This window comes from Rhodoferax sp. (assembly GCF_010365055.1).
Classification (GTDB): Bacteria; Pseudomonadota; Gammaproteobacteria; order Burkholderiales; family Burkholderiaceae_C; genus Rhodoferax.
The window spans coordinates 1-20,996 of record NZ_JAAFHA010000069.1; the positions used below are offsets into that span (position 1 = coordinate 1).

Consider the following 20,996-nt stretch of genomic DNA (forward strand, 5'->3'; position numbering starts at 1 on the left):
GGTGAGTGAGTGGGGGTAAGAACGTTAAAAATGCCAACCCAGTCCAATCCAAGCACAAACCCCGCCACCATGCCGACAGCCAAAGAGCGCCGTCATCAGACCAACGCTACGGCATTCAACAGGTGTTGCCGCACAAATGCCTCGAATTGATCGACCGGCAAGGGTTGGCTGTAAAAATAGCCTTGCACTTCATCGCAGCCCTGCTGGCGCAGAAAGTCCAGCTGGCCCTGCGTTTCCACCCCTTCGGCGATGGTCTGAAAACCCAGACTGCGCGCCAGGGCGATGACGGCGACGACGATGGCCTTGTCGTCCGGATCGGTGGAAATGTCCTGCACAAAGGACTGGTCGACCTTGAGCTTGTACACCTTGAAGCGCTTGAGATAGCTCAACGATGAATAGCCGGTACCAAAGTCATCGATCGACAGGCGCACGCCGCGCTGGTGCAGCTTGTCCATGATGGCGACAGCACCTGGCGGGTCGTTCATGGCCACGCTCTCGGTCAGTTCCAACTCCAGGCAGTGCGGCTCCAGGCCCGCATCAAACAACACCTGCGTCACCAGATCCGGCAAATTGGCATGGCGGAATTGCACCGCCGACAGGTTGACCGACAGTTGCAGCGCTGGCAGTCCGGCGTCAAGCCAGACGCGCAACTGGCGCGTCGCCGTGCGCAGCACCCATTCACCAATCGACAGGATCAGCCCGCTTTCTTCGGCCACCGGAATGAATTCAAGGGGCGACACCTGGCCCAGCGTGGGGTGATGCCAGCGCAGTAGCGCCTCCATGCCCGTTACGCGACCGTCCATCAGCGACACCTGCGGCTGGTACACCAGAGACAGCTGCTGCAAGTCCAGCGCCCGGCGCAGGCCGTTTTCCAGTTCCAGTTGGCGACTCGATTCGAGCTGCATCTCGGCGGTGAAGAAGCGATAGGCGTTGCGGCCGGCCTGCTTGGCCCGGTACATGGCGGTGTCCGCACTCATGGACAGCTTCTCGAAGCTGTCGCCATCGTCCGGATACAGGGCAATGCCGATGGAGAAGGTAATGACCAGTTCCTGCTGCTCGACCAGGTAGCGCTGCGCCGCAATTTCAAGCAGTTTGTTGGCCACATGGGCGGCGCCGGCTGCATCCGTGCTGGTGCACAGCAGCACAAACTCGTCGCCACCGACGCGGCACACCGTGTCCTGCTCACGCAGCACCGATTTCAGGCGCTGCGCCACCTGCGTCAGCAGTTCGTCACCAGCGTGATGACCGAGCGAGTCATTGACATTTTTGAAGCGATCGAGGTCCAGGAATATCAGCGCCAGCGCCTCGCCATGGCGCTGCGCCTGACTCAGCGCAGTATCGATGCGGTCTTGCAGCAAGCGCCGATTGGGCAAGCCGGTCAGCGGGTCAAAATCGGCCAACATTCGAATTTTGAGCTCATCCTCCTTGCGCTGGCTGATGTCGGTGGCAATGGCCACATAGTTCATCACAGCACCACTTCGGTCCCGCAGCACGCTGATGGAGAGCCACTCCGGGTAAAGCGAGCCGTCCTTGCGCCGGTTCCACAACTCACCCTGCCACTGCCCGTGCGCCTGCAGCGAGGTCCACATAGCCTGGTAGAAATCAGGGCTCTGTCGGCCCGATGAGAGCAGCTTCGGGTTGCGCCCCAGCACCTCGGCCTCGTTGTAGCCGGTAATCAGGCAAAAGGCGCGGTTGACCCGCACGATACGACTCTGGTCGTCCGTGATCACAATGGCTTCATTGCCCTGCTCAAACACGCGCGCCTTGAGCTGCAACTGCACCTCGGCGTGCTTGCGCTCAATGGCGATGGCAGCCAAGGCCGCCGCCATTTCAATGCGCTCAAGCTCATGCGCTTGTGGCGTCACGCTGCTGCGGTGATAAATGGCAAAGATGCCCAACACCTGCTGGTTGGCCGCGCGAATCGGCTCAGACCAGCAAGCCGCAAGCCCGGCCCGTTGCGCCAAGGCCTGGCACGCCGCCCAATCGGGATGATTGGCCATATCGGCCACGATGGCGCGCTGGCCGGCAAAGACCGCCGTGGCGCACGAGCCCACGTGCGGCCCGATCTGAGCCCCGTCCAGGGCGTCATTGAAAAAATCGGGCAGATGGGGTGCGGCCGCCAGAGTCAGGCGCTGCGCCTCGTTATCCAACAACAAGACAGAGCCCAGCGCGCCGGGCAACGCGTCTTCAATCTTGAGCACGAAGTCGTTCAGTATGTCCGTCAGCGGCAAGTCACTGGTCAGGCGCTCCAGCATGAAGCTGCGCAAGGCGTCCATTTGCTGGCTGCGCAAACGCGCCGCGTCGCGATCGAAGTTGCCCAGCGCGTAGTCAATATCGGCGGCCATCTCGACCAACAGCTTTTGCGTCTGCGCGTCAAAGGCATTGACCTCGCCCGCGTAGACATTGAGGGCGCCGATGACCCGGCCGTTGCGGTGCAGCGGCAGCGCCGCCGAGGCGGCCCAGCCCAGGCGCGCACCCAGCGCGTGCCACGGTGCGGTGATCGGGTCATGCTGGTAGTCCTGACACCAGAAGGGCTGGTTCCTGCGCACCGTGATGCCGGTCGGACCACGCCCGGTCGGTTCATCGGCATCCGCGGTGATGTGAATGTCTATCAGCTGTTCCACGCCGACACCATGCGAAACGGTCAGCCTGACCACCTGGCCGGGTATTTCTAGCAGGCCAATCCACGCCGTTTTCATGCCGCCATGTTCGACCACGATACGGCAGATTTGCGCAAACAGCGCCGCCTCATCGGTACAACGAACAATCGCCTGATTGCAGTCGCTGACAGCGGCATAGAGCCGATTCAGGCGCTGCAGTTTGGCCTCCGAAGCCTGCTGCGCTTGCGCCATCTCTTTGAGCTGCTGCTGGGTCTGCAGCAGCCGGCCCAGGACACTGGCTTCCAACCCGGGGGTCACCTCAATCGCAGCGCCAAAGTTGCCCTGACCAAGGCGACTGATGTGTGCGTGAATTTCATCTACCGGCGCGCCCAGCGTGCTGCGCAAGGCCTTGAAGCTGCGCCACAGGGCCAGCAGCAGCGCCAGCGCCAACAACACAAAAACCAAGCGCAACCAGCTTGCCCTGGCCTCGGTTTCTTGCACCGTCTGCAAAGTCCGACGCGCCACCAACTCATGCAATTCGGCCAGCGGACGCATGATGTCGGCCTTGGCCTGCTGGTAGGCCCGGTCATGCAACATCTGGCCGGCCCGGCTGCGACGCTCTGGCAGGTTGGCGCCTGCCGATTCAAGCAGCGCCATGGCCGCGAACTCAAGATGGGTGAGTTGGTCCGACCTGGCTTGCGCCTGCGCCAGTTTGAGCAACTCGTCCTCGGCGAACCCGGCCTGGCGCAGCAGCGTCTGCAGCGCCACCGGGGCGCCGTTGCCAGATCCAGTCGGCTCGTCCGCCACGGTCACCAGGTCCCAGTAGGTGCTGTCGTAGCGAACCGGCCGCGGCTTCTTGCCGTCCCGAATCGCCAAAATGTCAAGGTAGTGCTGCTGGTAAATCGGGTTACCGGTGAGGACAAAGGTGCGGGCCATGCGCGTCAGGTCATCGGAGGACTGGCGCAGTTCATCGGCCAGCCGCTGCGATTGGTAGCGCAGTTCATGGGCCCGGTCGATCCGTTTTTCCGAGACAACGTAAACCGCAAAGACCACCATCAGGGCACACGCCAGCGCCACGGCCAACCGCAGGCTGCGTGAAAACGGGGAAGTCGTGCGGTGAAGCGACATGCGGGCCTGCGCTACAAAAGTAAAACACGCAGATTATGCACAGACTGCGCCAAACAGAGCGTTCGATCGAACCTTTCAAGGTCGTTTTGTCGCTATTTAATTAATAGCTGTTAGCGCTTATTTCACGGGGGCCATAGCTCAATTTAGTCAAATAGATTGAGATGCCGGATCAGCTGTCGGCCGACCGACGGCACACGAGGCACAGGCGGCACAAGCCACCGGGCGCTCAGTGACCCCGGCGCCGCGCGTTGCCCCCGCTCAAGGCGCAGGCGCCGGCAAATCGCGCAACTGCCGCCGCAAAATCTTGCCCAGGTTGGTCTTAGGCAGGGGCTCGGTGCGGAACTCGACGATCTTGGGCACCTTGTAGTCGGTCAGGTGCTGGCGGCAATGGGCCAGCAGCTCCTGCTCGGTCAGCCCCGGATCGCTCCTGACCACAATTATCTTGACCGCCTCACCGGATTTTTCGTCCGGCACCCCGATGGCGGCCACCTCGGCCACCCCCGGATGCAGCGCCACGGCGTCCTCGATCTGGTTCGGAAACACCTTGAAGCCAGACACGATGATCATGTCCTTCTTGCGGTCGGTAATCTTGAAGTAGCCGCGCTCGTCCACGAAGCCCATGTCGCCGGTGCGCAGCCAGCCGTCTTGCGTGAACACCTTGGCGGTCTCGTCGGGCCGATTCCAGTAGCTCTTCATCACCTGCGGGCCGCGGATGCCGATTTCACCGACCTCGCCCAGGGGCAGTTCACGGCCATCGTCATCGAGAACGGTGGCCTCGGTCGACGGAAACGGCATGCCGATGGTGCCCGTCCAGTCGACGATGTTGAGCGGGTTGGCCGTCACACCGGGCGAGGTTTCGGTCAAACCGTAGGCTTCAATGATGGGCTTCCCCGTGGCCTTCTTCCAGCGCTCGGCCACCACACGTTGCACCGCCATGCCGCCGGCAATGACAACCTTGAGGCTGTGGGTGTCCACCTCGGCAAATTCAGGCGCATCAAGAAGCGCCCGGTACAGCGTATTCACGCCGACGATGGCCGTGAAGGGGTACTTTTTGAGATCATGGATGAAGGCCGGCAGATCCCGGGGGTTGGTGATCAGGATGTTGTGCGCGCCGATCTTCATGAATACCAGGCTCGAACTCAGGGCGAAGACGTGGTACAGCGGCAGCGGGCAGACGAACAGCTCCTGACCGTCAAGCAGGTCATGCGCAATCCATGCACCCAGTTGCTGCAGGTTCGCCGTCAGGTTGCCGTGTGTCAACACAGCGCCCTTGGCGACGCCGGTGGTGCCGCCGGTGTACTGCAGAAAGGCGATGTCGTCCTGGCTCAACGGTACATGGTGCAGCGTCAGATCACGGCCGGTGCGCAAGGCGGCATTGAACTCGGTGGCGCCCTCGATGTGCCACTCGGGCACCATGCGCTTCACATACTTGACCACCACATTGGTGATCAGCTCCTTGATCACCGGAAACAGGTCACCGACCTCGGTGGTCAGGACGCTGAGCTTGAGCGACGGGGTCGTAGCCAGCACCTCCTGCAGGGTGTGGGCAAAGTTCTCCAGCACCACAATCGCCACCGCGCCGGAGTCCCTGAGCTGGTGCGCCAGCTCAGGCACGGTGTACTGAGGGTTCACGTTCACCACCACCAGGCCGGCGCGCAGCACGCCAAACAGTGCCACCGGGTACTGCAACAGATTCGGCATCATGATCGCGACGCGGTCGCCCTTGCGCAAACCCAGCGTACTTTGCAGGTAGGCGGCAAAGTCGCGGCTGTGCTGGTCGAGCTCGGCGTAGCTCATGGACGCGCCCATGTTGCTGTAGGCCGGCAGGTCGGCAAAGCGCTCGCAGCTGCGCCGCAGCACGTCGCGCAAGGAGTCGAACTCATGCACATCCACCTCGGCGGCGATGCCGGGTGGGTAGTTCTTCAGCCAGATCTTTTCCATGGCGCCATCTCCGTTCGAATGGGGTGGTCCGCCAACAAAGGCGTCCAGACGCTCCAGTCTAGGAAGCAGAGGCGCTGCCCCTTTGATATTTCTCAAAGTCAGCCCGCCGCGCATGGTCGGCACCGGGCGGCCTTGGCTCGGCTGGGCCCAATGCTGTTCAGCTCGCGCCCATCACCGTTCGGGCCTAAGTGCGAGCGTGGACTGATTCGGCCTGTGGCCGTGCCGCCTGCAGCAAGTCGCGGGTGCGGATGGCTTCCCGGCGCGCGGCCTGCGCAAAATCAGCGCCGGAGGAGGCGTAAAGAATGGCGCGCGACGAGTTGACGATGATCGGGGCCAGCGTTTGACCGACCTGGCCGTCCACACCGGGAGTCCCGCGCCAGGCAGACCGAACCGTGGCCAGTGCGTCACCGCCCTGCGCGCCAACGCCGGGAATCAGCAGCGGCAGCGTGGGCGCGAGCGATCGCACGCGCTCCAGCTCTGCCGGATAAGTGGCCCCCACGACCAGGCCCAGTTGGCCGTTGAGGTTCCAGTGCTGCTGCGCCTGCCGCGCAATGTGCTCATACAACAAAGGCGTGCCCTCGACGCTGGCCAGGCGCTGCGACTGCAGGTCGTCGCCGCCGGGGTTGGAGGTGCGGCACAGCAGGAAGGCGCCCTTGCCGTGGTAGCGCAGGTAGGGCTCCAGCGAGTCAAAGCCCATGAAGGGCGAGAGCGTGACCGCGTCGGCGCCATAGCGCTCGAAGGCCTCCTTGGCGTATTGGGTCGCGGTGCTGCCGATGTCGCCCCGCTTGGCATCCAGAATGACCGGCACCTGCGGCGCGACGCGGCGCATGTGAGCGATCAGGCGCTCCAGCTGCGCTTCGGCCCGGTGCGCCGCAAAGTAGGCAATCTGCGGCTTGAAGGCCGACACCAGGTCAAACGTGGCGTCCACAATGGTGGCGCAAAAATCGTAGATCTTGCTGGATTCGCCACTGTAATGGGCCGGAAAGCGGGTCGGCTCCGGGTCCAGCCCGACGCACAGCATCGAGCCGTTTTGGCGCTCGGCGGCGCGCAACATGTCAAGAAAGGTCATGCGGCTATTGTATGAAGCGCCGCCCAGGCGATCTGCGCGCACGATGTCAGCGTGCTCTGCAACAATGCAGCCATCGCGTCAATTCATTTCTTGAAGCCTGCCCGCCATGCCCATTGAACCCACCGCACCCCCCTCTCTGGTCAACACCCTGGCCAAGCACCGTGTCTGGGGACAACTTGATCTGGCGAGCCGCAAGGCGCTGGCCGCTCAGTTCACGCCGGAGGTGGCGCTGGCGGGCGCGAATTTGCTGGCGCAGGGGCAATTGCACAGCCGCCTGGGGCTGATCCTGAGCGGCGACGTCGACCTGCAAGACCCGGACCTGGGCCTGTCGGTGCGCCTGCGCACCGGCGAGTTGTTTGGCCTGGGTGCCACGCCCACGCAACAGTTGGCGACCTGGCAGGCCGTGGCGGCGAGCCCGTGCCAGATTGCCTGGCTGGCACCGCAGGCCCTGCTGGCGCTGAGCCAAGCCCATCCCGCGCTGGGCTATTTCTTGCCGTCGATTGCGCTGGCCGGCAACCCGGGCGCTCTCGTGAGCCACGCTTCGGAAGCGGGGGCGGCGCTGAACCTGCTGGGCACGCCGATCCGCGCCCTGATCAAGCGCGAGCCGATCACGCTGGAGCCCGCCACGTCCATTCGCGCCGCCGCGCAGCTGATGAGCGACTTGCGCGTGTCCTCGGTGCTGCTGGTGGAGCAGGGCCTGCTGTTTGGCCTGGTGACCGACCGCGACCTGCGCAACCGGCTGGTGGCGCCGGGCCTGGACAGCGCGCGCCCGGTGGCGGACATCGCCACGCTGGCCCCTCTGACGGTGGACGCCAACAGCCCGGCTTTCGAGGCACTGCTGCTGATGGCGCGCCACAACATCCACCACGTGCCCGTGATGGACGGCCAGCGCATCGTCGGCATGATCACCGCCAACGACCTGACCGAGCAGCACAGCACCTCGGCGGTTTACCTCGCGGGCGATATTTACAAACAAGGTTCGCTCGAAGGCTTGAGCCGGGTCAGCCGCAAGGTCAAGCTCTTGCAGCAGAACCTGGCCGCAGCCGACGCCAGCGCCTACAGCACGGGCCATATCGTGACGGCCATCACCGACGCGCTGACGGTCCGACTGATCCAACTGGCCGAGGCCCAGTTCGGACCCGCGCCGATCGACTATGTCTGGGTGGCGGCCGGCTCGCAAGCGCGCAGCGAGCAGACCGCCAAATCCGACCAGGACAACTGCCTGATCCTGGACGACAACTTCATTGAGGCTGCCCACGGCGCCTATTTCCGCGCGTTTTCCAAGTTTGTCTGCGACGGCCTGGCGGCCTGCGGCTACATCCACTGCCCCGGCGAGATGATGGCCATGACCGACACCTGGCGCCAGCCCCGCCGGGTCTGGGCCGACTACTTCCGCACCTGGGTGGAGCAACCCAAGCCCAAGGCGCTGATGTTGACCTGCGTCTTCTTTGACCTGCGCGCCATCCATGGCAAGACCGAGCTGCTCGACGGCTTGCGTCAGGAGGTGCTGGCGCGCACCAAGGGCAACAGCCTGTTTCTGGCGCACATGGTCGGCAACGCGCTCAAACACCGGCCACCGCTGGGCCTGTTTGGCACCATTTCGCTGATCCGCGGTGGCGAGAATGCCCGCACCATCGATCTCAAACACAGCGGCATCGTGCCGATCGTGGACCTGGCACGGGTCTACGCGCTGGCGGGCGGGATTGCCGCGGTCAACACGCACGACCGGCTTGAAGTGGTGGCGCAGGCCGGTGAGGTCAGCGAACAGGGTGCGCGCGACTTGCGCGATGCGCTGGAGTTCCTGGCCAAGCTGCGCATCGCGCACCAGGCGCGCCAGACCCAGCAGAGCCAGGCCCCGGACAATTTTCTGGCACTGGAAGAGCTGTCCAACTTCGAGCGCAGTCACCTCAAGGAGGCGTTCAGCGTGGTGCAAACCCTGCAAGGCGTGCTGCAACAGCGCTACTAGCGCGGCAAAATCTAAGAAAAACTCAAATCAAACCAGGCCGTAGCCCGCATGGAATAAGCGCAAGCAGCTATCATATTTGATGACGCTTGACTTAGCCAATCAGTACTTCAAACGCGCGTAATAGGTCTTTTGCGCCGCTTCCCGGGCCTGGCGCAGGGTGTTGATGCCCATGGCTTGCAGCAACGGGATCAGGCGCAGCCAGACTTCTGCCGTCACCAAGGCATCGCCCAGCGCGGTGTGACGGCCCAGCACCGTGATGTTGAAGCGCTCGGCAATGGCCTCCAAGCGGTGCGACTCCTGGTTCGGGTGCACCACGGCGGACAGCAGCAAGGTGTCAAGCACCGGGTGACGGAAAACCAGGCCGGTGTGGCGCTCCTGCATTTGCAGAAACTTCATGTCAAAGGCGGCGTTGTGCGCCACCAGCACGGTGTCCTGGGCAAAGGTGTAGAACGCCGGCAGTACCTCGGTGATGGGTGGCTGGCCTTTCACCATGTCCTGGGTGATGCCGTGAATCGGGATGGTGGCCGCCGGGATCAGGCGACCGGGGTTCACCAATTGTTCAAAACTTTCTTGCCGTAAGAGCTTGCCGTTGACAATGCGCGCCGCACCGATCTGGATGATCTCGTCGCCCTCGGAAGGTTGCAGGCCGGTGGTTTCGGTGTCAAACACCGTGAACGACAGCTCGCTGAGCAAGCGGTCTTCCAGCGCATTGCTGAGCTCACTGCTTTGGAACAGGTCAAAGTCATAGTACTCGGGGCGGCTGTCGTTTTGCAGGATTTGCGTGGCCTCAAGTTGCTCCTGCACGCTGGCCAGCGGCAGCAAAAACCTGAAGAACGCCTCCTGGCGGATGCGCTCACGCTCAAACCACATCTCGCCGCCATGGCGTTCGACCACGTCACGCACCGTCAGCGGTGTGCTCTCGGCACCAAAGCGCATGCTGTCCATCTCCCAGCTCATGACGGTCTCGGTGCTCATCACCTGGCCGCTCCAGATCAGATCGAGCTGGGCGCGGTTGCCGCTGGCTTGCAGGCGAAGCCGGAAGAAGCGCACATCAAACTCATCGACCAGGCGCATCGCCAGGTAGTCCAGCGCCTGCGTCAGGCTGAAACTGTCCACCTTGAGCCAGATGGTGGTGTCCAGGTTCTCCAGCGTGACGCTGCGCTTGCTCCGCGCCTCGATGCGGCGCTGGCTCGCCAGCAGCACGTCAGCGCCGAGCATTTCTTCGAGCGGCCAGCGCGCCTTGAGGCCTTGCGTGGCTTGTTGCGTCATGTCGGTGATGCGCGCGCTCATGCTGTGCACTTCTTCGCGCACCACGGTCAAAAAACGCTCCCGCATGGGCGGCTCCAGATCGGGATAGGCCAGCATGTCGACCGCCGCCTGAACGTTGGCCAGCGACGAGCGACTGCCCTCGGTCAGGCCATGCAGCAACTGGTCGCGCACGTGCTCCTCTTCAAAAGCGCGGGTCACGTTCTCTAACATCAGCACAAAGCCGCTGATCTCGGCCGCGCCACCGGCCGTGTCGCCATTGCGCACCGGTGCCATTTGCACCTTGAGCAACTGCCCGGCTTGCGTGCTGGTGACAAACTGGGTCGACGGGCTGGCGGCGCCGCGCAAGATGCGCTGCTGGATGCTCTCAAGCGCATGCGCCACCAGCTGGCGGTCAAACACCGCGTAGATGGAGCGCCCGATCCCGATCAGCTCGGCGCCACCGGCCAGGGTCGGCGCCACCGACAGGGCCTTGAACTGCAGCCGGGCCCGGCTGTTGTAAAGAATAATGCGGCCGTCTAGGTTGCACACCACCACGCTTTGGGTCAGCTCGGCCATCAAGGCCGCCAAACGGTTCTTCTCTTGCTGCACACTGAAGTTGGCCTGTGCGATCTGCGCCGCCACGTCCGCGCGCAGGGTATCGCGCTGGGTGGCCAGTTGAAATATCGCCTCGGCCAGGGCCTTAGTCTCTTTCGTGCCCTGGTGGTTCATGGGCGCGGCTTGGGGTGCGGCCAGCAACACCCGGGTTTGCTCCAACAAGCGCGCTGGCGCGCTGGCGTAACGGCGAAACAGCCAGCGCAACGTGGCCGCAATGCTGACCAGGCCAAACACCCAGGTCATGCCAATCAGCACAAACCTGGGGGCCAATTGCTCGGCCACGAGAGCGCGTTGCTCTGGAGCCAGTGTCGACGCAATCAGGCCTATCGTGATCAAAAGCCAGACCACCGTGGCCAGGCCGATCACGCCGATGGCCAGCAGCAGCCGACGGTCGATCTTCATGCTGGCCGGGCCAACAGTTCTGCCACTTTCTGCACCAGTTCCCGGGTCGAAAACGGCTTGGTGATGTAAGCGTCTGCGCCCAGCGCCAGGCCCTTGGCGACATCGGTGTCGCGGCCCTTGGCGGTCAGCATGAGGATTTTGATGGCCGCCAGGGCGTCGCTGGCCCGCACTTCCTGGCAGACCTCAAAGCCGGTCTTTTTGGGCATCATCACGTCCAGCAGCACCAGCTCGGGCTGTTCGCGCGTGATGCTCTCCAACGCTTCCTGGCCGTCGCGTGCAATCAGCACGGTGTAGCCTTCGCGCTTGAGCAGGTACTCCAGAGAAATCACGATGTTCGGTTCATCGTCGGCAACCAGTATTTTTTGGCTCATGGCGTGTCTCCTGTTGGCGTTGCTTCACGGTCGCAACTGGTCGTATTTCGGGGCAGGTGAAACAGAAAGCGGGCGCCCTGCTGCGGATTTGACTCAAGCCACAGTCGCCCACCGAAGTGTTCCACGATCTGGCGGCTGATCGGCAGGCCCAGCCCGGTCCCCTGCGGCCGGTTGGCGGCATCGCCGCCCTGGCGGAACCGGTCAAAGATCAACGCCTGCTGCTCCGGGGCGACGCCCGGGCCGTTGTCGCTGACCGCCACCGTCACCCCGGTATCGTCACTGCGCAGGCTTACACCAACCCGACCACCCACGTGCGGCACAAACTTGGCGGCATTGGACAGCAGATTGAGCATGACCTGCATCAGCCGATCCGGGTCGGTCATCAGCGGGGGAACCTGGTCGGGCAATGACACCTCGACCGCCACGTCGCGTTCGCGAAACAGTTCGGCCGTGGTGCTGACCGCCTGGCTCACCAGCGTGCGCATGTCCACCTCGGCGGTGTGCCACTCGGCATGACCAGATTCGATCTTGGCCATGTCGAGCACCTGGTTGACCAGACGCGACAGGCGCTCGGTCTCGCTGACAATGATCTCGATGAACTGGCGCCGCTGCGCCAGGGCAAGCTTGGGGTCATCGCGCAGCAATTCAGCCAGAGCCCGAATCGACGTCAGCGGCGTGCGCAGCTCATGCGTCACCGACGACATGAAGTCATCCTTGAGCCGGTCCAGGCTTTTGAGCTGTTCATTGGCCTGGCGCAGCTCCGTGGTGGCGCGCTCCAGGGATTCTGATTTTTCTTCGAGCTCACGCGAATGCGCGCGCAACTGCGAGGCCTCGTCCAGAATGCGCAGCACGTCCTCGGGCGTGAGCGCCTCTTCTTCCACCACCGACGCCACCAACACCCGCGCCGAGGCGCTCCCGACGGCGCCGGCCAACTGGGTTTCAACAAACTGCACCAGCCGGGCATCGGCCCGGATCGCGTCCATCTGGCGCGCCTGCGCCGGGCCCGCGTAGGACCGGAACAGCGCGCGTGCTTTCTGGACCCCCATGAAGCGCTCACACAGACGCAGCAGATCAGGCACCCGGGCCTGCCCCCGCCAGAAGACGGGGCTGGACGCCGCGGTGCGCCGGAACACATCGACAAAGAGCAGCGCCTGGCTGGCCTCGGCGCCGGAGGGCGCACGCCAGAGCGACAGGCCCACATAGGCCGCGGTGTTGACCAGCAGGCTCCAGAACAGCGAATGCGTCAGATTGTCCAGACCCTGCATGCCCATGAATTGCTCAGGCAGCAGCAAGCTCAGTCCGCCCAGGCCCTGGTGCAGGAACTCATCGCCCAACCAGCCCGACTTGGCAATCGACGGCAGCATCAGCGTGTAAGCCCACATCAAGAAGCCGGCCAGCAAACCCGCCACGGCGCCGCGCCGGGTCCCGCCCTTCCAGTACAAGCCGCCCAGCACCGACGGTGCAAACTGCGCCACGGCCGCAAAACTGATCAGCCCGATGCTGACCAGCGCGTAGGCTTCTCCCGCCAGGTGAAAGTACACATAGCCCAGCACCAGCACCGCCAGAATCGCAGCCCGGCGAATGCCCAGCAGCACCCGGGTCAGGTCGCGCCCGGCGTCTCGCCGGAAGTGGCGCGTGCGCAGCAACAGCGGCATCACCAGCTCATTGCAGACCATCGTGGACACTGCAATCGTCTCCACAATCACCATGCCGGTGGCAGCCGACAAGCCGCCAATAAAGGCAAACAGCGCCAGTGCGTTTTGCCCGGCGGCCAAGGGCAGGGACAGCACAAAGGTTTCAGCATTCATGTGCCCCGGGCCGAAGTACAGCAGCCCGCCCAGTGCAATGGGCAGCACAAACAGGTTGATCGCCAGCAGGTAGAGCGGAAACACCCAGACCGCGCGCCGCAAGTGGCTCTCACGCACGTTTTCCACCACCATCACCTGAAACTGGCGCGGCAAGAACATCAGCGACAGCATCGACAAGAGCGTCAAGGCGAACCATTGCGTCCAGGCGAAACTGCCGCCCTGTTCCAGCCGCAACAGGGCCGCCAGCTCGGGCACCGCCTGGGCGCGTGCGAACAGGTCAGTCAGGCCATCGAACAGGCCGTAGACCACGAACAGGCCCACAGCCAGAAACGCCAGCAGCTTGACCACGGACTCAAAGGCGATCGCCGCCACCATGCCCTCGTGGCGCTCGGTCGAGTCCAGATGGCGCGCGCCAAACACCATGGTGAACCCCGCGAACGCCAGCGCCGTGTAAAAAGTGCTGTCCTGGCTCCAGTGCGGCTGTGGCGCGAAATCAGCCCCGAGCGGCGTCGTCAGCAAGGCGTAGCCCGCCGACACCGCCTTGAGCTGCAATGCAATATAAGGAATGATGCCGACCACGGCAATCAATGTCACGAGACCAGCCAGCATGGGGCTCTTGCCGTAGCGGCTGCCAATGAAGTCGGCAATCGAGGTGATGCGGTACGCATGCGCGATGCGAATCATCTTGCGCAGCACCATCCAGCCCAGCACCATGCCCAGAGTTGGCCCGAGGTAAATCGGCAAAAACCACACGCCACCGGAGGCCGCGCGCCCAACGCTGCCAAAGTAGGTCCACGCGGTGCAATACACGGCCATCGACAGGGCGTAGGTCCAGGGGTTGGCGATGATGGAACGGCCCTGCGCGGCGCGCCAATCACCCAAATAGGCCACGGCAAAGAGCAGCAGCAAATAGGCAAATGAAGCGCCAATGACCAACGCAGGCGAGAGCATGGCTACTCCTCCAGATGCCGTGACCCCGGCCGCTCCATCAGCCAGGCCATGGCTGCGATCACCAATCCCCAGAGCAGAAACAGTGCCGCCGGAAATAGCGGAACTCCCAACAGTGATTCAGCACGGTCCCACAGCCCCAGCAAAGGGAAATTAAACAGCAGCCAGCCCCCTACAAACAAGGCGACCAGACGCTGTGCGTCAAGCTCTTTGAACATGGCAGTCTCCAAATGGCGGGTACTGCGTCGTTGGCGCGAACCCTTTTTTCGGCATTGTGCCCGATGGATCGGCCAGCGCCAGACGCCCAGGCCAAGCCAAGCCACACCCACCTGGCAACCTCTCAGACCTTGGACTTGTCCCAACTCGCATGGGCGTGGCGCGACAAGGCAAAACTGGCGAAAAACTTGCACCAGATGGTGCTGCCGGCAATGGCACTCCAGGTGCTGTATTCCCAGAACCCGGCCAGCACCGCCCCAATCACACACACCAGAATGACCCCGGCCACCAGGTTGATCGCCATCTCGTAGGGCGCAAATTTGGCCGGATCCGGCGGCGCCTCACCCCGCTTGACGGCCACCTCGGAAAAATCGCGCTTCATCACAATGCGCCAGGCACGGCGCAGCCAAACGAAGCTGATCGGAAACAAGGCCAAAAACAATATCCAGGTCATCGCGACGCTGATGTCAAACACCATACCAAGCTCCAGTTCAAGTAAAAAAAGCCCTGCCGGCATGACCCGCAGGGCTTTCATTGTCACCGCTGCCCACAGGGGCGGACAGGGTGGTGACTCAGATCATCGACACGCCTTTAATGGGCACCATTCACCAGCTTGGAGCCGCGCGGGACACGCACTGCTTCCACCATGTGCTGGATGTGCTCGGGTGGCTCGGGGGTGACTTTGTCAACCAGGAAAGCCACAGCAAAGTTCACCAGCGCGCCAATGGCACCGAAGGCTTCAGGCGTGATGCCAAAGAAGGGGTTAGGTCCACCAATGAGGCCGAGGTACTCGGTGCCTTTGATGAAGAACAAACCCTTGTGCGCAAACACATAGAACAAGGTGATGGACAGGCCTGCCAGCATACCGGCCATGGCACCTTCCTTGTTCATCTTCTTGCTGAAAATGCCCATCATGATGGCCGGGAACAGCGAGCTGGCGGCAATACCAAAGGCCAGCGCCACGGTCCCGGCCGCGAACCCTGGCGGATTCAAGCCCAAGTACCCTGCGACCACGATCGCCACCGCCATCGAAATCTTACCTGCCAGCAGCTCACCCTTTTCAGAGATATCTGGCACAAAGATGTTCTTGATCAGGTCATGGGACACGGCCGAAGAAATGGCCATCAGCAAACCAGCCGCGGTGGACAGCGCCGCAGCCAAGCCGCCCGCTGCCACCAGGCCAATTACCCAGTTGGGCAGCAAGGCGATTTCAGGGTTGGCCAGCACAATAATGTCGGCGTTCACGTCAAGTTCGTTACCCTTCCAACCGGCAGCAGCAGCTTTGGCGTTGAACGCTTCGTCCTTGGACTTGTCGTTGTAGTACTGGATACGCCCATCGCCGTTCTTGTCTTCAAACTTCAACAGTCCCGTTTTCTCCCAGCGCTTCATCCAGTCAGGACGCTTCTCAGCTTCAATGGCGGAATCTTTGGCATAAATGTCAGTGCCGCTCATGACCACACCTGGGGTGATAGTGCGAATCAGGTTGATCTTGGCCATCGCCGCCACCGCAGGTGCTGTGGTGTACAGGATTGCAATGAACACCAAAGCCCAGCCAGCCGATGAACGTGCGTCCTTCACGGTGGGGACCGTGAAGAATCGCATGATCACGTGCGGCAGACCGGCAGTACCGATCATCAGGGACATCGTGTAGACAAACATGTTGAGCGTGCTGCCTGCCGTGGTGGTGGTGTACCTGCCAAAGCCCAGGTCCGTGACGACGGAGTCCAGTTTAGCCAACAATGACACGTCTTGACCAACAATGTTGGAACCCAGTCCCAACTGAGGCAAGAAATTGCCAGTGAGTTGCAGGGAGATGAAGATCGCCGGGATCGTATACGCCAGAATCAGCACGACATACTGCGCCACCTGGGTGTAGGTGATGCCCTTCATGCCGCCGAAGACGGCGTACAAAAACACAATGCCCATACCTACATAGATACCCACTTCACTGGAGACGCCGAGAAAGCGCGAGAACGCCACGCCCACACCGGTCATCTGACCGATGATGTAGGTCAGCGATGCCGTCAGCAGACACACCACTGCGACTAGGCTGGCGCCCTTGGAGTAGAAGCGGTCACCAATGAATTGCGGCACGGTAAATTTACCGAATTTGCGCAGGTAGGGTGCCAACAACATGGCGAGCAACACGTAGCCGCCGGTCCAGCCCATCAGGAACAAGCCGCCGCCGTAACCCATGTTGGAAATCAAGCCGGCCATGGAGATAAAGGACGCGGCCGACATCCAGTCCGCGCCGGTGGCCATGCCATTGAGCACCGGGTGCACCGCGCCGCCCGCTGCGTAGAACTCACTGGTGGTACCGGCACGGGCCCAGATGGCAATGCCGATGTAGAGCGAAAAGCTCAGACCAACCATTAAATAGATTGTGGTTTGAAGATCCATGTTTTAGTCCTCAGTCTTCATGAACATCAAACTTGATGTCCAGGTTGTTCATGCGCCAGGCGTAGTAAAAAATCTGGATCACAAAGATATACATCGAACCCTGATGAGCGAACCAGAATCCAACCGGGTAGCCACCGAAGTGAAACTGGTTGAAAAAGTCAACAAACAAAATGCCCGCCCCAAAAGAAACCAGAAACCAGAGGATCAGAACATTCCTCAGCAGCTTGAGTGTCTCTTTCCAGTAGGCGCCACTACTTAGGTCTTCCTTCATGAAGTCTCCTCGAGAATATTAATTAAATAACAACGGAGAACCGTTGCACCAGTACATTGCGCGGGCCGGAGACCGCGGTGCTGCGGGATGGACTATCAAGGGGATTGCTTACAGTTTTCTGATGAAAGCATCCAATCATTGCAATGAGACAAAAACCTAGGGAAAACACCGAGCAACTATGCGAGCCCATGCCCATGTGGGCGAGGCGCGACCTGGCTTCAAACCAGGTCCGTTGCCCGTACCCCCATTCCTCATCGTGCACAATCTGCAACTGTGAAGACACACTCCATCGAATTTATCGTGCCCAACACGCAGGAAGAACTCAACACGCTGCGCAGCATGTTGCGCGAGTACGCGCAGGCATTGCAGATTGACTTGTCTTTTCAGGGGTTTGAAGCCGAACTGGCTGAACTTCCGGGCGACTACGCCGCGCCACGGGGCGCATTGCTCATGGCCGCAGCCGATAAGGAACTCGCTGGTTGCTGCGCGTTACGGCCGCTCGATACCGTCGATTACCCGAACGCTTGCGAAATGAAGCGTCTTTATGTTCGGCCCGCCTTCCGCCGTCATGGAGTTGGGCGCCAACTGGCTGAAGCTATTTTGGATTGTGCACGGGTGGCGGGCTACGCTTGCGTGCTACTTGACACACTCAATGAGATGGATGGCGCGCGCGCTTTGTACCAAGACCTTGGGTTCGAAGAAATTGAACCCTATTACCACAACCCGATTGAAGGGGCGCACTACCTGAAGGTCAGTCTGTAAAGCCTGCCACCGATTCGATGTGACGGGCTTTACGATTCAGTTAGCTGGTCAGCCTTTGGCCTGCGCAAGCATGGTGGCCGCGTCGCTGACTTCAAATTTGCCGGGTGCTTCAATGTTGAGAGTGACAACTTTGCCATCTTTGACCAGCATGGAGTAACGGTTGCTGCGCAGCCCCATCCCTTTGCCGTTCAGGTCGAGCGTCAATCCGGTCGCCTTGGCAAAAGCCGCGTCGCCGTCGGCCAGCATGCGCACCTTGCCATTCGTCTTTTGATCGTGCGCCCACGCACCCATGACAAATGCATCGTTCACGCTGACGCACCAGATTTCATCAACGCCGGCAGCTTTCAGTTCATCGTAGCTTTGAATGTAGCCAGGAACATGCTTGGCAGAACACGTCGGCGTGAAGGCGCCGGGCAGCCCAAACAGGGCAAGGGTCTTGCCTGCGCTGGCCTTCGCGACGTCCACAGGATTAGGGCCGAGACTACAGCCGCCGCCCTCGACTTCCGAGAATTCCATCAAGGTGGTTGCGGGAAGTTGATCGCCTACTTTAATCATTGAATGGTCCTTAAATGGTTGATTGAAATTGGTGAAGCAGCTTCTGAAGTCTGCTCCAAAGAGGTATACAAATAGAAACGGCTCACATTGTGAGCCGTTTCCGGGAAGCCTGCAGTCTCAAGACTGAAAAGGCTTAAACCACAGCCGCCTTTTGCACCAAGCGGGTCGCAACCCAATTCTTGGTCTTTGAAATGGGACGGCTTTCGGTGATCTCAATGATGTCACCCGTCTTGTACTCATTAGTTTCATCATGAGCGTGGTACTTGCTGGATTTCCCAACAATCTTGCCGTAGAGTTCGTGCTTGACACGACGCTCAATCAGCACAGTCACAGTCTTCGCACGCTTGTCGCTGACCACCTTGCCAACCAAGGTGCGCTTGAGGGATTTTTTAGCTTCCGTCATTTATCGCTCCTTATTTGGCGGATTTATCGGCGCTTTGCTTTTCGACAAGAATGGTCTTGGCGCGAGCAATATCACGGCGCGTGGAGCGCAGCGTAGCGGTGTTGTTGAGTTGTTGCGTGGCTTTTTGCATGCGCAGACCAAAGTGAGCTTTTTGCAGCGCTTTGACTTCCGTTTGCAGGCCAGCAACGTCTTTTTGGCGTAGTTCAGTAGTTTTCATAGCATGTTCTCCTGATCACTGGCCAATCATGCGGGCCACAAAGGTGGTCCGCAAAGGCAGCTTGGCGGAAGCCAAACGAAACGCCTCGCGCGCCAACTCTTCTGTGACACCGACGATTTCAAACACGATCTTGCCGGGCTGGATTTCAGCCACGTAGTACTCGGGATTGCCTTTGCCGTTACCCATCCGCACTTCAGCAGGCTTTTGGGAAATTGGTTTGTCAGGAAACACGCGAATCCAGATACGACCGCCCCGTTTGACGTGGCGGGAAATAGCACGACGCGCAGCTTCAATCTGACGAGCTGTCAAGCGGCCACGGTCGATGCACTTCAGACCGAAATCACCAAATGCGACCGAGCTGCCTCGGGTCGCAATGCCGGTGTTACGGCCCTTTTGCTCTTTGCGGTATTTGCGACGAGCGGGTTGCAACATAATTATTCTCCTTTGCCGTCAGCTGCTGCAGCTGGCGCGGCTACCTTGCGGACGCGCTGAACGGCGGGTTTCGGTGCGATGGCCCCAGTGGCCTCCGCAGGCTTGTCACTGCCATCGGCAGGTGCTGTATTGGCGCCCATTGGGGGACGCCGTGCAACGCGCGGTGCCGGACGGTCGGTACCCGGACGGGCACCCCGATCATCGCGACGTGGCCCCCGTGGACGACGTTCGTCATCCGTGCGGGCCTCCACAGCAGCTGGCAGGTCGTTGCGGCCCAAGGTATCACCCTTGTACACCCAGACCTTGACACCAATGATGCCGTAGGTTGTTTGGGCTTCAGAGGTGCCGTAATCAATATCGGCGCGCAATGTATGAAGCGGTACGCGACCTTCGCGATACCACTCGCAACGAGCGATCTCAATACCATTCAGCCGGCCAGACGACATGATCTTGATGCCCAGGGCACCCAGACGCATGGCATTTTGCATGGCGCGCTTCATGGCCCGACGGAACATGATGCGCTTTTCAAGCTGCTGCGTGATGCTGTCGGCAATGAGTTTGGCATCGATTTCAGGCTTGCGCACTTCTTCGATGTTCACCGCAACCGGCACGCCGAGTTGACGCGACAACTCGCGTTTCAAGTTCTCGATGTCTTCGCCCTTTTTTCCGATCACAACGCCCGGACGTGCCGAGAAAATCGTGATGCGGGCATTCTTGGCAGGACGCTCGATCAATACACGCGACACAGACGCGTTTTTCAGCTTTGCCTTCAGGTACTCGCGCACCTTGATGTCTTCAGCCAACATGCCAGCGAAATCACGGTCATTGGCGTACCAGCGTGATGCCCAGTTGCGGCTAATCGACAAGCGAAAGCCGGTTGGGTGGATTTTTTGTCCCATATCTTCCTGGCCTCTTTCAGTTACCAACCGTCACGTACACATGGCACGTGGGTTTTCTGATTTGGTTGCCACGACCTTTTGCGCGGGCCGTGAAGCGCCTGAGTGAAGCACCTTGCTCAACGAAAATGGTCTTCACCTTCAGTTCGTCGATATCGGCACCGTCATTGTGCTCAGCGTTGGCAATGGCGGACTCCAGAACCTTCTTGATGATCACAGCAGCTTTTTTCTGCGTGAACTGCAAGATGTTCAAGGCTTGATCCACCTTCTTGCCGCGGATCAAGTCCGCGACCAAACGGCCTTTGTCGACCGATAAACGAACGCCACGAAGGGTTGCACGTGTTTCCATGGTCACCTCCTTATTTCTTTGAGACTTTTTTGTCTGCCGGATGACCTTTGAAAGTACGGGTGAGCGCGAACTCCCCCAACTTGTGGCCAACCATTTGATCGGTGATGTAGACCGGCACGTGCTGTTTGCCGTTGTGCACCGCGATGGTCAAGCCGATGAAATCGGGCAGAACCATTGAACGGCGCGACCAGGTCTTGATCGGCTTTTTGTCTTTGGTGGCAACAGCCTTATCGGCTTTTGCGACCAAGTGATGGTCGACAAACGGACCTTTTTTGAGAGAACGAGTCATTTACCTGCCCCTTACTTCTTGCGACGCGACACGATCATGACCTGCGTGCGCTTGTTGTTACGGGTACGGTAACCCTTGGTCAGATTACCCCAAGGATCGACTGGATGACG

Annotated in this window: 19 protein-coding genes and 1 pseudogene; 2 read left to right on the forward strand and 18 right to left on the reverse strand. The window is 60.9% G+C overall.

Features of this window, described 5'->3' with window-relative positions; all coding sequences use genetic code 11:
- Positions 1-95: 95 nt before the first annotated feature.
- From GZ093_RS14475 to pyrF, 3 genes are all read right to left on the reverse strand, one after another.
- The gene (locus GZ093_RS14475) at positions 96-3,728 is read right to left on the reverse strand and encodes an EAL domain-containing protein (protein WP_296487059.1); all 3,633 of its coding nucleotides are present in this window, start codon (positions 3,726-3,728) and stop codon (positions 96-98) included.
- 258 nt (positions 3,729-3,986) lie between these two features.
- Positions 3,987-5,669 (reverse strand): AMP-binding protein, encoded by a 1,683-nt coding sequence (locus tag GZ093_RS14480; RefSeq protein WP_296487061.1) that lies wholly within the window; start codon positions 5,667-5,669, stop codon positions 3,987-3,989.
- A gap of 184 nt (positions 5,670-5,853) precedes the next feature.
- Positions 5,854-6,738 (reverse strand): orotidine-5'-phosphate decarboxylase, encoded by an 885-nt coding sequence (gene pyrF / locus GZ093_RS14485; protein WP_296487062.1) that lies wholly within the window; start codon positions 6,736-6,738, stop codon positions 5,854-5,856.
- A gap of 106 nt (positions 6,739-6,844) precedes the next feature.
- Here pyrF and GZ093_RS14490 point away from each other — a divergent pair, with 106 nt between their 5' ends.
- Complete coding sequence (locus GZ093_RS14490) at positions 6,845-8,704, forward strand: putative nucleotidyltransferase substrate binding domain-containing protein (RefSeq protein ID WP_296487064.1); 1,860 nt, start codon at positions 6,845-6,847, stop codon at positions 8,702-8,704.
- 99 nt (positions 8,705-8,803) lie between these two features.
- Here the strand turns inward: GZ093_RS14490 and GZ093_RS14495 are convergent, their stop codons facing one another.
- From GZ093_RS14495 to GZ093_RS14525, 7 genes are all read right to left on the reverse strand, one after another.
- Entirely contained in the window at positions 8,804-10,969 is a 2,166-nt protein-coding gene (locus GZ093_RS14495) for an exonuclease domain-containing protein (protein WP_296487066.1), read from the reverse strand.
- Positions 10,966-11,340, reverse strand: a complete 375-nt coding sequence (locus tag GZ093_RS14500; RefSeq protein ID WP_296487068.1) for a response regulator — start codon at positions 11,338-11,340, stop codon at positions 10,966-10,968. The genes GZ093_RS14495 and GZ093_RS14500 overlap by 4 nt, the downstream gene beginning before the upstream one ends.
- Positions 11,337-14,099 (reverse strand): sensor histidine kinase, encoded by a 2,763-nt coding sequence (locus GZ093_RS14505; RefSeq protein ID WP_296487070.1) that lies wholly within the window; start codon positions 14,097-14,099, stop codon positions 11,337-11,339. Before GZ093_RS14505 ends, GZ093_RS14500 begins: the two co-directional genes overlap by 4 nt.
- A gap of 2 nt (positions 14,100-14,101) precedes the next feature.
- Positions 14,102-14,314: a hypothetical protein gene (locus GZ093_RS14510; RefSeq protein ID WP_296487072.1), complete on the reverse strand. Its 213-nt coding sequence runs from the start codon at positions 14,312-14,314 to the stop codon at positions 14,102-14,104.
- 122 nt (positions 14,315-14,436) lie between these two features.
- Positions 14,437-14,790: a hypothetical protein gene (locus GZ093_RS14515; protein ID WP_296487074.1), complete on the reverse strand. Its 354-nt coding sequence runs from the start codon at positions 14,788-14,790 to the stop codon at positions 14,437-14,439.
- 113 nt (positions 14,791-14,903) lie between these two features.
- Positions 14,904-16,712, reverse strand: coding sequence for a sodium:solute symporter family protein (locus tag GZ093_RS14520; protein WP_296487076.1), 1,809 nt, complete (start codon positions 16,710-16,712; stop codon positions 14,904-14,906).
- A gap of 10 nt (positions 16,713-16,722) precedes the next feature.
- The gene (locus GZ093_RS14525; protein ID WP_296487078.1) at positions 16,723-16,983 is read right to left on the reverse strand and encodes a DUF4212 domain-containing protein; all 261 of its coding nucleotides are present in this window, start codon (positions 16,981-16,983) and stop codon (positions 16,723-16,725) included.
- A 273-nt stretch (positions 16,984-17,256) separates the two neighbouring features.
- Here GZ093_RS14525 and GZ093_RS14530 point away from each other — a divergent pair, with 273 nt between their 5' ends.
- Positions 17,257-17,745, forward strand: a complete 489-nt coding sequence (locus tag GZ093_RS14530; RefSeq protein WP_296487079.1) for a GNAT family N-acetyltransferase — start codon at positions 17,257-17,259, stop codon at positions 17,743-17,745.
- 48 nt (positions 17,746-17,793) lie between these two features.
- On the opposite strand, the gene GZ093_RS14535 is transcribed toward GZ093_RS14530, so the two are convergent.
- From GZ093_RS14535 to GZ093_RS14570, 8 genes and pseudogenes are all read right to left on the reverse strand, one after another.
- Complete coding sequence (locus GZ093_RS14535) at positions 17,794-18,300, reverse strand: peroxiredoxin (RefSeq protein ID WP_296487081.1); 507 nt, start codon at positions 18,298-18,300, stop codon at positions 17,794-17,796.
- A 133-nt stretch (positions 18,301-18,433) separates the two neighbouring features.
- The gene (gene rpsQ / locus GZ093_RS14540) at positions 18,434-18,703 is read right to left on the reverse strand and encodes a 30S ribosomal protein S17 (protein ID WP_296487083.1); all 270 of its coding nucleotides are present in this window, start codon (positions 18,701-18,703) and stop codon (positions 18,434-18,436) included.
- Positions 18,704-18,713: 10 nt separating this feature from the next.
- A complete protein-coding gene (rpmC, locus tag GZ093_RS14545) occupies positions 18,714-18,920 on the reverse strand; it encodes a 50S ribosomal protein L29 (RefSeq protein WP_296487085.1) in 207 nt (68 codons plus the stop codon).
- A gap of 15 nt (positions 18,921-18,935) precedes the next feature.
- On the reverse strand, positions 18,936-19,352 hold the full coding sequence (rplP, locus tag GZ093_RS14550; RefSeq protein WP_296487087.1) for a 50S ribosomal protein L16: 417 nt from the start codon (positions 19,350-19,352) through the stop codon (positions 18,936-18,938).
- Positions 19,353-19,354: 2 nt separating this feature from the next.
- Entirely contained in the window at positions 19,355-20,251 is an 897-nt protein-coding gene (rpsC, locus tag GZ093_RS14555) for a 30S ribosomal protein S3 (protein WP_296487089.1), read from the reverse strand.
- A gap of 16 nt (positions 20,252-20,267) precedes the next feature.
- The gene (gene rplV, locus GZ093_RS14560; protein ID WP_293662334.1) at positions 20,268-20,597 is read right to left on the reverse strand and encodes a 50S ribosomal protein L22; all 330 of its coding nucleotides are present in this window, start codon (positions 20,595-20,597) and stop codon (positions 20,268-20,270) included.
- Positions 20,598-20,607: 10 nt separating this feature from the next.
- Positions 20,608-20,886, reverse strand: coding sequence for a 30S ribosomal protein S19 (rpsS, locus tag GZ093_RS14565; RefSeq protein ID WP_296487092.1), 279 nt, complete (start codon positions 20,884-20,886; stop codon positions 20,608-20,610).
- A gap of 11 nt (positions 20,887-20,897) precedes the next feature.
- Positions 20,898-20,996: pseudogene (locus tag GZ093_RS14570) on the reverse strand (50S ribosomal protein L2); the annotation flags it as partial.